This is a genomic window from Mangrovimonas aestuarii (assembly GCF_028767185.1).
In the GTDB taxonomy this organism is placed as follows: Bacteria; Bacteroidota; Bacteroidia; order Flavobacteriales; family Flavobacteriaceae; genus Mangrovimonas_B; species Mangrovimonas_B aestuarii.
In genome coordinates, this window is sequence record NZ_JARACK010000002.1 from 1 (window position 1) to 13,908 (window position 13,908).

General features: G+C 36.2%; 8 protein-coding genes. All 8 read left to right on the forward strand.

Going from position 1 to position 13,908, the window contains the following annotated elements; genetic code table 11:
- Positions 1-875, forward strand: an 875-nt coding sequence (locus PWU04_RS02685) for a T9SS type A sorting domain-containing protein (RefSeq protein WP_274474268.1), incomplete at its 5' end; no start/stop codon positions are given.
- 327 nt (positions 876-1,202) lie between these two features.
- Entirely contained in the window at positions 1,203-4,706 is a 3,504-nt protein-coding gene (locus tag PWU04_RS02690; RefSeq protein WP_274474269.1) for a fibronectin type III domain-containing protein, read from the forward strand.
- A gap of 324 nt (positions 4,707-5,030) precedes the next feature.
- Positions 5,031-8,846: a fibronectin type III domain-containing protein gene (locus PWU04_RS02695; RefSeq protein WP_274474270.1), complete on the forward strand. Its 3,816-nt coding sequence runs from the start codon at positions 5,031-5,033 to the stop codon at positions 8,844-8,846.
- A gap of 87 nt (positions 8,847-8,933) precedes the next feature.
- Positions 8,934-9,932: a glycosyltransferase gene (locus PWU04_RS02700; RefSeq protein ID WP_274474271.1), complete on the forward strand. Its 999-nt coding sequence runs from the start codon at positions 8,934-8,936 to the stop codon at positions 9,930-9,932.
- A gap of 5 nt (positions 9,933-9,937) precedes the next feature.
- Positions 9,938-10,900 carry a CdaR family protein gene (locus tag PWU04_RS02705; RefSeq protein ID WP_274474272.1) on the forward strand — a complete coding sequence of 321 codons (963 nt, stop codon included), beginning with the start codon at positions 9,938-9,940 and terminating at the stop codon, positions 10,898-10,900.
- Entirely contained in the window at positions 10,897-11,481 is a 585-nt protein-coding gene (gene coaE, locus PWU04_RS02710) for a dephospho-CoA kinase (protein WP_274474273.1), read from the forward strand. The genes PWU04_RS02705 and coaE overlap by 4 nt, the downstream gene beginning before the upstream one ends.
- Before the next feature lie 80 nt (positions 11,482-11,561).
- On the forward strand, positions 11,562-13,136 hold the full coding sequence (locus PWU04_RS02715; protein WP_274474274.1) for a sensor histidine kinase: 1,575 nt from the start codon (positions 11,562-11,564) through the stop codon (positions 13,134-13,136).
- A 4-nt stretch (positions 13,137-13,140) separates the two neighbouring features.
- Positions 13,141-13,848: a response regulator transcription factor gene (locus PWU04_RS02720; protein WP_274474275.1), complete on the forward strand. Its 708-nt coding sequence runs from the start codon at positions 13,141-13,143 to the stop codon at positions 13,846-13,848.
- Positions 13,849-13,908: the final 60 nt, after the last annotated feature.

The following is a 13,908-nucleotide window of genomic DNA, read 5'->3' on the forward strand; positions in this document are numbered from 1 at the left end:
TCACCGATATGGGAACTGCCAGCAGTTTGACAATTTCTGATGATTTCTTTGGATTTGTTGAAACAGTTACTTCAACTGGTGTAATTCAATTTGGACCTTATACTTCAGGAAATGAGGTGTCATTTACAGTAAGCGATGATAATGATGCCAATTGTGAGTTTACCAGTGATCCGGTTAGTTTTACGTGTCCTCCTACTAACGATGATTGTCCTAATTCAGTTGCTGTAGTCCAAGAAACGGGTATCGCCGATGCAGCTTCTGCAACAGCGATTCCAGGAACTATAAATGGTGCAACCGATTCAGGTGTGGCCGCTGAAAGCTGTAATGGTGCGACAGGTATGGCTGATGATGATGTATGGTATTCTTTTGAAGCGTTGACTGCTGATGTTAATATAACTTTCGATGCTAATTTCGATTCTGTTGTTCAGTTGTATTCAGGAACATGTGCCGGGGGATTAACAGTAATAGGCTGTTCTGATGGTATTCTTACAGCTGGTGTAGAAGAGGTTCAAGCAACGGGATTAACTGTTGGGGAGACTTATTATTTGCGTATTTATCAATATGGACAAACTCCAGCAATAGATGGTTCTTTCGATTTAAAAGTATGGTCATCTATGGCGTTAGGAATAGAAGATTTTGAGCAACAATATCTGTTTTCATATTATCCTAACCCTGTGAAATCTGAATTGACATTGAAGGCACAAAAGGATATTCAAAACGTTGTGGTTTACAATGTGTTGGGGCAGCAAGTTCTTGAGGTAAATCCAAATACTATTAATGCTACTCTTTATATGGGGAACCTGCAAGAGGGTGCATATTTTGTGAAAGTAACCATTAATGGTATTGAAGAAACGTTTAGAATTATTAAACAATAAGTAATAATCTCAAATCTTTTTTGAAGGCCACCCTTTTGGGTGGCTTTTTTTATTGATCTTAATTTCTGTTACTTACCAGAGTAGGCCTTTTTTAAAACTTTTATAAAGCCATAGTTTAAAAATTACAATATTTTAGTGTCCTTCTTTCTTGGTGAAATAGCTATCACTTCATAGAAAAAAATAGATACTCTAAGCCTTTACTTAATGTTAAGTTAAATTTTAGGTTAAGTAGCGTTAATGCTTGGTTTCGGTTGTTTCTGCTTTTGTTAAACGTATAGTTTTGCCGCCGGTTTTTCTAATCAACTATTAATAAACTAAAAAAAACAAATGAAAAAGATTACTTTATGGTTATTAGCCATATGTTGCTTTTTAGTGTCCCATCAAGGATTTTCAAAGCATACATTGCTTACAATAACCAGATCACACAATCTAACAAAGGACAATGGAGTTGCTCCAGGTCTTAATGATACAGATGTTTGTGATGAACCAACAGAGTTAAGTGCAACTAACATCACCCAAACTACAGCTGATTTAGAATGGATAGCTGGAAATACAGAAACTTCTTGGAATGTGGAGTACGGAGCTACAGGATTTGTACAGGGTGAAGGTACTACGGTAACTGGAATATCAACTAATTTATATAGTGTTGATGGATTGGTTGCAGACTCAGACTATGAATTTTATGTTCAGGCTAATTGTGATGTAGATATAAATAGCTCTTGGTTAGGGCCTTACGCGCTCCATACTTTATGTAATAGTGTATCTGCTCCTTTAACAGAGTCTTTTGCAAATACAACTACACCACTTTGTTGGTTTACAACAAGTCTGACGAGTACATGGAAATTTAGTACAGGAGCATCTTATGCCGCACAATATGCTCAAGACCATACTACTGGAGGAGGTACTAATTATGCTTGGGTTGACGGGTCTAATATAGATTTAGAAGGTTCTGTGAGTTTAACCACTGTACCGATTGATGTATCGGGACTATCAAATCCTTCATTGTCATTCGCTTTGTTTAGCAACAATACGAGTTCAGAAGCCTCTAATGATATTGACGTTGAGGTTTTTGATGGTGTATCTTGGAACAATGTTTATAATACTACAGAACTTTTAGGTGACCAATGGCAAGAATATACAATCGATCTTTCTGGTCTAACAATTACAAGTGATATTATGGTAAGGTTTACTGTGTCGGCCGATTCTGATGCTGCTCCAAGTTCTTATCATAATGATGTTCTTTTCGATGATATTGTTGTAAATGAGCTACCTAGTTGTTTAGAGCCTAATAATGTGGTTATTAGTAATGTTTTGGCTAATTCTGCAGAGTTGAGCTGGGTAGATCAGGATAGTAATCCAAATAACTGGAACATCGAGTTGATTGCAGCGGGAACTTCGCCTACAGGTGTTGTTACTCACTCTGCGACTACGAACCCTTTTACACTTGATGGATTGACTGGTAATACAGCATACGAAGTTTATATTCAAACATCTTGTGTAAACGGAGATAGTAGTGCTTGGGTTGGTCCTTTTAGTATGAATACGCCTTGTGAGTCAATGGATTTGCCAGTTTGTACCGATTTTACAGGGGTGCCTAATGGAAACGCTGCTACATTAACCAATGAGGATTGTTGGAATTTCTTAGATGGTGGTAATGGCTATGGTTATGTAACCAATGGTCAGTTTTATATTTTTAACGGAGCTGATATAAACAATGATTATGCACTAGTAAGTCCGCAAATAAACAATTTGGGCTCTGGTGATAACCAAATTACTTTTGATGTTAAGGCAGTAACTTCATCTACCGGTGTTTCTGCTAAGGATATTATTGTTGGAACTTTAAGTGCTCCGGAAATAGGTGCTTCATTTACTCCAATAACGACGGTTACAGTGACTGAAGCTTATCCAACACCAGAAAATTTCACAGTAACAATTCCAAGTGGTACAGATCAATTTTTAGCTTTAAAGCACGGTTTGGGAGCTGGTTATGTTAAATTTTATTTTGACAATATCTGTATTGAGCCTATTCCTTCCTGTTTAGAGGTAGAAGATATTACTTATAGTAGCCTTACTAATAGTAGTGTTAACCTATCATGGATGGCAGGAGCTGACGAAACCTCTTGGAATATTGAATATGGTCCAGTTGGATTTACTCAAGGAACAGGTACAGTGGTTACTGCAGATTCTAATCCTTATGTACTTACAGATTTGAACGGTAACACCGAGTACGATGTATATGTTCAAGCAAACTGTGGTGCAGGAGATTTAGCTTATTGGGCTGAAGGAGCAAGTTTTACAACATTTTGCGATCCTCTTGATTTGCCACTATGTGAAGAATTTGATGAAGCGCCATCAGGAAACTCATCAGTTCCTACTATTGAAGAATGCTGGACTTTTATTGATAGTGGTTCTGGGTATGGTTATGTGGATTATACTGAAGCATTTTATTTGAAAAACCATAATGATTCAACTGGAGATTACATCTTAGTAAGCCCAGAAATAAATGCACTATCTAGCGGTTCTAATCGAGTACGTTTTTTTGCTAAAGGGCCACAAGATACCGATTTAATTGTTGGTACTTTAAGCTATCCAACAGACGGTAGTACTTTTACAGCAATAGAGACAATTACCTTATCAAGTAGTGAATACGAGTCATTTATAGTAGATATTCCAGTTGGTACTGACACTTATGTGGGTATAAAGCATGGACAGTCTGCTGTGAATCTTACCTACAGAATTGATTCGGTGTGTATTGAAGAAATACCAAGTTGCCTTGAGGTGTCAGATATTGTAGTTAATCCAATTTCTGATAATTCAGCAACAATGCAATGGACGGTAAATGGGAATGAGACTGAGTGGATTGTTGAGTACGGAGAAGCAGGTTTTGAACAAGGAACAGGGGATTTAGTGTACACTTCTACATCTCCATTTACTCTTGATAACCTTATTGGAGGAACTCAATACGAATTTTATGTGCAAGCAAACTGCGGTGCAGGAGATTTGGCTGCTTGGACAGGTCCAATCTTGTTTACTACTGATTGTGGAGCTTTCACTCCTGAGTATTTGGAGGACTTTGAAAACATCTCAACATTAAATGAAACGTGTTGGACAGAGGGATCGGCTTCAACTATTGCAGAAGGACCTAATGGGACTGATAGCGCTTGGATGATTGATAGTTTTAATAATGATGGTAATGGAGGGAGTGCCAGAATCCGTTTAAATTCAAACACTAAAATGGATTGGCTAGTATCTCCTGTTTTCGATCTTTCGGCTGGAGGTTATGGATTACGATTTGATGCAGGCGTTACAGCGCATGATAGTTCTGCCCCTGGATATATGGGATCTGATGATCAAGTTCAAGTACTGATATCTGAAGATAATGGTGCTACATGGACTAATTTACTAACTTGGGTTTCTGGTGATCATCCATTTAACGCAGGGTATGAAGTGCTTGTCGATTTATCCTCTTATACAAGTGCAACAAGCAGAATTGCTATTTGGGCAAATGAAGGAACTTCTGATGACACCGAAGATTATGACTTTTTCGTAGATAATTTTGAGGTAACTACTTGGGATACTTTAGGGGTTGAAGAAAATAAAATAGCTGGATTAGCATTTTATCCTAACCCTGTGAAATCTGAATTGACACTGAAGTCACAAAAGGATATTCAAAACATAGCTGTTTACAATGTGTTGGGACAGCAGGTTATTGAGGTAAATCCAAATACTATTAATGCTACTCTTGATATGGGGAACCTGCAAGAAGGTGCATATTTTGTGAAAGTAACCATTAATGGTGCTGTAGAAACGTTTAGAATTATTAAACAGTAAGTAATAATCTCTAATCTTTTTTGAAGGCCACCCTTTGGGTGGCTTTTTTTTTTGATCTTAATTTCTGTTACTTACCAAAGTAGGCCTTTTTTTAAACTTTTATAAAGCCATAGTTTAAAAATTACAAAATTTTAGTGTCCTTCTTTCTTGGTGAATAGCTATCACTTGATAAAAAAATGGATACTCTAAGCCTTTACTTAATGTTAAGTTAAATTCTAGGTTAAGTGGCGTTAATGCATGGTTTCGATTGTTTCTGCTTTTGTTAAACGTATAGTTTTGCCGCCGGTTTTTCTAATCAACTATTAATAAACTAAAAAAAAACATATGAAAAAGATTAGCTTATGGCTCTTGGCTTTATGCTGTGTTTTGATATCCCAACAAGGGTTTTCACAGTACACATTGCCAACAATAGGGGGGCCACAAAATGTAGTTGCAGGAAGTAATGTTACTCTAAACTTGAATGATTCTGCGAATACAGATGATTTTCCTACAAATTATTATCAAGATTTTATAGTAACTGCTTTTTGGAGCAGCGGTAATGGTGCTTGGTCTAGCCAAGCGGGAATTACAATGGTTACTTCGGCAGGGAGTGTCTCAGTTACTCCACCTACCTCTGGAGGAATGGATGGAACTTTTGGAACTCAATTAACCTTTACAGGTACACTACCTGCAATTTATGACCCTTCGGTTGATGGTACTTTAAATTTGATTTTATCACAGTCGATGACTGGAACCAATGGTATTTGGTCTGGTATTAACGTTACATTAATACCTGGCTGTTATGAACCAACTGGACTAAACGCAATTAATGTTACACAAAATGCCGCTGATTTAGTTTGGACAGTTGGTGATTCTGAAACGTCGTGGAATATTGAGTATGGAGTTTCTGGTTTTGCGCTAGGAACAGGAACCGCAGTAAACGGATTAACAACTAATTCATATAGTATTAATGGATTGGTGGCGGATTCGAACTATCAGTTTTATGTTCAGGCAGACTGTGGAGATAATAATAGTATCTGGTCTGGACCTTATACGCTTCATACTTTATGCGATGCCGTAACAGCACCCATAACACAAAACTTTGCTAACCCAATTACTCCAATTTGTTGGTTCACTACAGGTCCTGATACATATACTTGGAAATTTGATTTAGGTGCTTATACACCATCTGAAAATGTTTTAGATTACACTTCTTCGGGTGATACTTATTATGCATGGGTTGATGGCAGTGATTTAGATACAGGTGATTCTGCGAGTTTAACGACGGTACCTATTGATGTTTCTGGGTTAACAAATCCGTCTTTATCATTCGCGTTATTTAGTAGAAATACATGGAGCGACATATCTAATGATATTGATATTGAGGTGTTTGATGGTTCTTCTTGGAATAATGTTTTTAGTCTTACTGAGGTTTTAGGTGCTGACTGGCAAGAATTTTTTGTAGACCTTTCTGATCTTACCATCACAGATGATATTATGGTTAGGTTTACGGTGTCTGCAGATTCTGATGCTACTGTTAATTACTTCTTCCATCACAATGATGTTCTTTTCGATAATATTGTAATAGATGAGATGCCATCATGTGTGCAGCCAGTTACTATCACAGCTAGCGAAGAAGGTATTTCTTCAAATTCTATTGAATTAAGCTGGGAAGAGCAGGACAGCAACCCAAATAGTTGGAACGTTGAGGTGGTTACCTCAGGAACTACACCAACAGGTGTTGCCACTCATACAGCAGGTACAAACCCTTTTACTATAACCGGATTAACAGGTAATACTACTTATGATATCTATATTCAAACGTCATGTTCAAACGGAAATAACAGTACTTGGGTTGGTCCACATACTGTAACAACTGTCTGTGGAGCATTCGATTCTATTTGTGAGGATTTTAATGGGATTCCTACGGGTACTTCTGTTAATCCGAATACCCCTGATTGCTGGTTCTTTTTAGATACAGGGAATGGTTTTGGACATGTGAAAAACGAAGCTTTTTATATCAACAACTATACAGATCAGGTTAATGATTATATGTTGGTAAGTCCTCAAATTAATAACTTAAGTTCAGGAAATAATCAAGTTACCTTTGGTGTTAAGGCATCGTCTTCAAATCCTTCTGCTCAGCAGTTTATTGTTGGAACCATGAGCGATCCTGAATTAGGGTCTACATTCACTTCAATTGGAACATATACCGTTACAGCAACTTATCCGCAATTGGAGGAGTTTACAGTGACTATACCAAGTGGTACAAATCAATATCTAGCCTTTAAACATGGTTTAGCTGGTTTAAGTATCAACTTGTTTTTTGATAATATTTGTATAGAGGCTATTCCTACATGTGCGGAAGTGCAAAATATTACTAACAATAACATCACTAATAATTCTGTGGAGGTATCATGGACAACAGGGGATGATGAAATTGCTTGGAATATAGAATATGTTCCTGCTGGATTAGCCCAAGGCTCAGGTGCTACTGTGTCTGCAGATTCAAATCCTTTTGTAATTGATGGTTTAACAGGGAATACTGAGTACGATATATATGTTCAGGCCAATTGTGGTAACGGAGATTTAGGAGAATGGGTAGAAGGACCTAGCTTTACAACGCTTTGTGATCCTTTCGGAGTACTACCATTATGTGAAGAATTTGATGAGGCTGAATATGGTAATGCTTCCTATCCAACTATTGAAGAATGTTGGACCTTTATCGATGGTGGACCAGGGTATGGCTATGTCCATTTTTCTGAATCATTTTTGATGAAGAACTTGAGCGATCCTACCGGTGATTACATTTTGGTAAGTCCTGGAGTAAATACGTTGTCAAACGGAAATAATCGTGTAACCTTTGATGCTAAAGGGCTTCAAGGTACGGATCTAATTGTTGGAACTTTAACTTATGCCTTGGACAGTAGTACTTTTACAGCGATAGAGACCATTACGCTATCAAGTAACGAGTATGAGTCATTTATAGTAGATATTCCAGTTGGTACTGACACTTATGTGGGAATAAAGCATGGACTATCTGCAAACAATCTTACATATAATATTGATTCAGTTTGTATAGAAGAAAGACCGAGTTGTTTGGAAGTGTCAGATGTGGTAATTGATCCGATTTCTAATGATTCTGCTACAATAGCATGGACTGTAAATGGAAATGAGACGGAATGGATCGTTGAATATGGTGTTGCTGGATTTGAACAAGGAACAGGAATGGAAGAAACTACTACAGCTTCTCCATTTACACTTCAGGGGCTTATTGGAGGAATACAATATGAAATATATATTCAAGCCAATTGTGGTGGTGGAGATTTAGCGGCATGGACAGGTCCTATCTCATTTACTACTGAATGTGGTGGAGTTTTTACACCAGATTACTTACAAAACTTCGAAAACACCTTAAGTTTAGGTCAAGCTTGTTGGACTGAAGGATCTGCTTCAACTATCGCTGAGGGACCTAATGGTTCAGACAGTGCTTGGGTGATTGATGGCTTTAATAATGATGGAATAACAGGTAGTGCGAGAATTAATTTAAATTCAAACACTAAAATGGACTGGTTAGTATCGCCTGTTTTCGATCTTTCAGCTGGTGGTTACGGATTGCGATTTGAAGCTGGTGTTACTGCCCACAATAATACTAATCCTGGGTATATGGGATCAGATGATGAGGTTAAAGTATTAATATCTGAAGATAATGGAACTACTTGGGCTGTATTGGAGACTTGGATTTCTGGAGACCACCCGTTTAATGCAGGCTACGAAGCCCTCATTGATTTAACAGATTATACAAGTTCTACCGCTAGAATAGCTGTTTGGGCAAATGAGGGAACAGTAGATGATGCTGAGGATTATGACTTTTTTATAGATAACATTGAAATTACTTCATGGAGTACTCTAGGGATCGAAGAGGACAAAATAGTAGGGTTGGTCTATTACCCTAACCCTATTTCGGATATCCTAAACATTAGAGCAGAGAAGAATTTAAGAGAGATTACAGTTTATAACATAATTGGACAAAAAGTGTTGACAAATGTTGTGAATTCTAGAGGAGCTCAAATTGATATGTCTGTTTTGAATGCTGGTGCTTACTTCGTAAAAGTATCTACAGACGATAGTTTTGAAACTCTTAGAGTTATAAAACAATAAAAATTGCATTAAATATTTTTAGGTTTTCATGTGATAAAGCCGTCCTTAAGGACGGCTTTTTTTGTGGGCTTTACTTACTTTTGCCCTATGCAAATGGAATTTTCATTTATTGTTCCTGTTTATAATCGACCTGATGAAATAGGAGAGTTGTTGGAAAGCTTTTCAAAGCTGAATACCGATTTAATCTACGAAATTGTTATTGTTGAAGACGGTTCGACAATATCATCTAAAGAAGTTGTGGATGCTTATAACTCACAATTGAACATATCTTATTTCTTTAAGGAAAACTCAGGACCTGGAGATTCCAGAAATTTTGGCATGCAAAGAGCCAAAGGGAATTACTTTATCATTTTAGACTCTGATTGTATTTTGCCAGAACAGTATCTAACTGCAGTAAAGCAAAGCTTGGAAAAGGATTATGTAGATTGTTTTGGAGGTCCAGATACATCACACGCCTCATTTTCCCCAATCCAGAAGGCTATAGATTTTGCAATGACATCATTTATTACAACAGGAGGAATTCGAGGTAAAAAGAGGAGTTTGAATCAATTTCAACCGAGAAGCTTTAATATGGGCTTGTCTAAAAAAGCATACCAAGCTTCTGCTGGGTTCGGTACTATTCATCCTGGTGAAGATCCCGATCTTTCTATAAGGTTATGGGACTTGGGCTTTAGAACCAAGTTAATTCCCGAAGCTTATGTTTTTCACAAACGACGTATATCATGGAATAAGTTTTACAAACAAGTGAATAAGTTTGGTTTAGTGCGTCCTATTTTAAACCAGTGGCATCCAAAAACAGCTAAATTAACCTATTGGTTTCCTACAGTGTTTACAATTGGTTTTATAATAGCTTTTGTTGGACTGTTGTTGGGATATAGGTGGTTGATTGCTTTGTATATTGCTTACTTTATGTTAATTTTAGTATTAGCATTTATAGTCACTAAAAGTATAAAAATAGGAATACTGTCTCTTTTGGCAGTAGGTATTCAGTTCTTTGGCTATGGTTATGGATTTATTAAATCGACATGGCTTGTAGGCATACTAAAACGTGATCCTAAAAAAGTATTCCCTCATTTGTTTTTTTAAAATCGATGACACCACTTATAAAAGCTAGATTCACCACCTTGGTAAAGAGTAGAAAACTTAATGTTTTTCTACTGTTTGTTGTGTTGTCTTTTTCTATTTTGGTGTTAATCAAGTTATCGAAACCCTTTACAAATACCATAACCTTTTCGTTGAACTATAAAAATGTTCCGGAATCTTATGTATTGGTTAAGGAGAATGCACCTAAAATTAAAGTCACAGTAAAAACCATAGGGTTTAATTTGTTGAAATACTATTTTAAAACTCCAACATTGGATATCGATTTTTCAGAGAACTTACCAAAAACGGAATCGGCGTATATATGGACAAGGCAAGATGCTTATGCTCAGATTAATAGGCAGTTTAATAAAGATGAGGAACTAATAAGCATAACACCTGATACACTTTACTTTAAATATGATAAATATTTGGTTAAGAACGTACCTGTAAAATGGAATGGAGACATTTCTTTCAGTCCAGGATATGATATGATAGGTGATTTTACGATTACACCAAATATGGTGAAAATTATAGGGCCAGCAAAAGAAGTAGATAATATAAGTGCATTGGAAACCGAAAGTATAACTCTCAAGGACATTAAATCTGATATAGATATAGAGTTGGCTTTGCAAATTCCAAAGGACCTAAACCTTAAATTTTCTACTAAGCAAGTGAATCTTGCAGCAGAAGTAAAACGTTTTACAGAAGGTACTCTTAAAATTCCAGTGAATCTTTTGAACGTGCCAGATGGTATTACCATAAAATACTTTCCTAAAAATGTTAATGTTCAGTATTATACTAGTTTAGAAGATTATAACGCTATTTCACAATCCGATTTTGAAGTTGTATGTGATTATGCATCCTTAGTAAAAGGACAACATTTTTTGGTGCCGGAATTAACCAAAAAGCCGATGGCGGTTAAGCGTGTGAAGATTAATCAGCAAAAGGTGGAATTTATTATCACACAATGATTGTAGTAGGTTTAACAGGAGGAATAGGAAGTGGGAAAACTACGGTAGCTAATAGTTTTAAGGAGTTGGGCATACCAGTTTATACGGCCGATGATGAGGCTAAAAAATTGATGAACACTTCTGATGAAATTAAACAAAAAATAGTAAATCTGTTCGGGGAAGAGGCTTATAGAGGGGGAGAACTCAATAGATCTTTTGTGGCTGATAAAATTTTCAATGATAAAAATCTGTTGGGAAAAATGAATGCCATTGTACATCCAGTTGTAAGAAAACATTTTGATGACTGGGTATTAAAGCAGTCAGCACCCTATGTAATCAAGGAGGTTGCTATTTTGTTTGAGCATGGCGGAGATAAGCTATGTGATTATGTAATAACTGTAATAGCTCCTCAAGAGGAGCGTATTCGTAGGGTTATTGCCCGCGATAATACTAGTGAATCCAAGGTTAAGGCAATTATGGACAACCAATGGAGTGATCATGAAAAGATAAAACATTCCCATTTTGTGATAGAAAATCTAAATCTTGATAATATGCGTAATCAAGTGCAAGTTGTACATAATCAGATTCTTAAAAACCTGTAAGTCAGCCTAAATTTTAACATTTTTGTTAATGTAAGGTTAAAGGAGAAGAGGACTAAATGTTAAAATGTTAATTTTGAACGATGAGCAAAAGGATATTCATCATATTGGTGCTGCTAATGAGTTTATCGCTCGTTGGCATCATCTTCGTTCAAGCTTATTATATCAGTAACTCCATAAAAAATGAGGAGAATCAATTTACGTTTAACGTAAAAAAAGCGCTCAGTTATGTTTCTAAGGAAATCGAGGAAAAAGAGGTAACCTCTTATTTTAATAGGTTTCAATATTTAATAGAAGATCAGAAAGAAGCCGACTCCACTGCACTTACTCAGTTATTGATATATCAGCAAGATAGTAATACAGATGAAACCTTAATTTTTAGAAGTGGTATTTTAGAAGAGAATTATAAACTATCCACATCGCTCTTTGACATAGGTTTAGATAGTATAAACATTAAACGAATTCTAAGCAGTTCAGAAACCAAAGTTTACAGTGGTAAAGGAATTTCCGGTAACGACTTTAATACCCTTCCTGAAGAAAAAGTTTTTAACGTGAAACGCCTGACGGAGGCTGAGCGATTGAGTTTTGAAGAGTACTTTAAGATTGCCGCGAGCAGAACACCAATCCATAAGCGGGTTAGTGCAGGAGAAATCAAGGAGTTGTTATCCAAAAAATTGGCAGAGGATAACATTAATATAGATTACGAATTTGCAATTTATAGTAATGATTTGGCTACCAAGGTACAAAGCTTGGGATTCGAATTGCAAAAAACATCAACGTTTAGTGTGCCCATATTTCATGATGAGAAAAGCCGTTACAACTATCGCTTGTTAGTGAACTTTCCTCAACATACCAAGTTTGTTCTTTCCTCGATAATAGGGATGATATTGTTGTCTATTGTGTTTACCTCAATCATTATTATTGCTTATGCAAGTGCTTTGTTGCAATTAATTAAGCAGCGTAAGATTTCTGAGATTAAAACCGACTTTATCAATAACATGACACATGAGTTTAAAACCCCTATAGCAACCATTAATTTGGCTCTCGACGCTATTAAAAATCCGATGGTTCTTGAGGATAAAGACAAAATAAAGCGGTATCTTAAAATGATAAAGGATGAGAATAAGCGTATGCATGCTCAGGTAGAAAATGTTTTAAGGATATCTAAACTAGAAAGAAATGAATTAAACATTAGTAAAGAAAGAGTAAAGCTGCACGAACTAATAGAAGATGCAATAACCCATGTAGAACTAATTGTTGAAGATCGACAGGGTTTTATTAAAACTCATCTTGAAGCCGATAAATCTTCTGTGTTAGCGAACGAAACACACTTTACAAATGTTATTGTAAACATACTGGATAATGCTATTAAGTATTCTCCAGAAGCCCCAATGATTGACGTTTATACCGAAAATGTAGGTAACAGTATTTTACTGAAAATTAAAGACCAAGGTAGTGGTATGAGCAAACAGGCTCAGAAACATGTATTCGAGAAGTTTTACAGGGAGCATACCGGAGATATCCACAATGTAAAAGGACATGGTTTGGGACTGGCCTATGTAAAACGAATAGTTGAAGATCACCAAGGTCATATTTCAGTAGAAAGTGAAAAAGGAAAAGGGAGTACATTTATTATAAAACTGCCATTAATATCATAAAGTCATGAATGAGCAACGCAAAAAAATTCTATTAGTAGAAGACGATCCAAATTTTGGAACTGTTTTAAAGGATTATTTAATGATGAACGAGTACGAAGTTACCCATGCCAAGAATGGAATGGAAGGCTTTGAAAAGTTCAAAAAAGATGATTTCGACCTATGTATTCTGGATGTGATGATGCCTTACAAGGATGGATTTACATTAGCAAAGGAAATCAGAGAACGCAATACCGAAATCCCTATTATTTTCTTAACAGCAAAAGCTATGAAAGAAGATGTGTTGAAAGGATATAAAGTAGGTGCCGATGATTATTTGAATAAGCCTTTCGATAGTGAAGTGTTGCTTATGAAAATCAAGGCCATTATCCAGCGTAAAGCTAATGAAACTGTGGCCGACAGTAAACAATTTGAATTTAAGATAGGAGATTTCCATTTAAATTCTAAGTTGCGTTTCTTACGCTATAGAGATAATGAGCCAACAAAATTGTCTCCAAAAGAGAATGAACTATTGAGATTATTGGCATTGCACGAAAACGACTTGATGCCTCGTGAACTGGCATTGACAAAAATCTGGAGAGACGATAATTATTTCACGTCACGTAGTATGGACGTGTATATCGCTAAATTAAGAAAATACCTAAAAGTGGATGATAAGGTTGAAATTCTTAACATTCACGGAGAAGGATTCCGTTTAGTGGTGAATCAAGATTAAAATGCTTTTTATGTACTGATATTAGTTAAAACCGACGAGAAATTTCCGTCGGTTTTTTTG

What these genes read in the sequence shown, in the direction of transcription:
- PWU04_RS02690 (WP_274474269.1), top strand. Translation starts at nt 1,203, where the DNA reads ATGAAAAAGATTACTTTATGGTTATTAGCCATATGTTGCTTTTTAGTG.
- PWU04_RS02695 (WP_274474270.1), top strand. Translation starts at nt 5,031, where the DNA reads ATGAAAAAGATTAGCTTATGGCTCTTGGCTTTATGCTGTGTTTTGATA.
- PWU04_RS02700 (WP_274474271.1), top strand. Translation starts at nt 8,934, where the DNA reads ATGCAAATGGAATTTTCATTTATTGTTCCTGTTTATAATCGACCTGAT.
- PWU04_RS02705 (WP_274474272.1), top strand. Translation starts at nt 9,938, where the DNA reads ATGACACCACTTATAAAAGCTAGATTCACCACCTTGGTAAAGAGTAGA.
- coaE (WP_274474273.1), top strand. Translation starts at nt 10,897, where the DNA reads ATGATTGTAGTAGGTTTAACAGGAGGAATAGGAAGTGGGAAAACTACG.
- PWU04_RS02715 (WP_274474274.1), top strand. Translation starts at nt 11,562, where the DNA reads ATGAGCAAAAGGATATTCATCATATTGGTGCTGCTAATGAGTTTATCG.
- PWU04_RS02720 (WP_274474275.1), top strand. Translation starts at nt 13,141, where the DNA reads ATGAATGAGCAACGCAAAAAAATTCTATTAGTAGAAGACGATCCAAAT.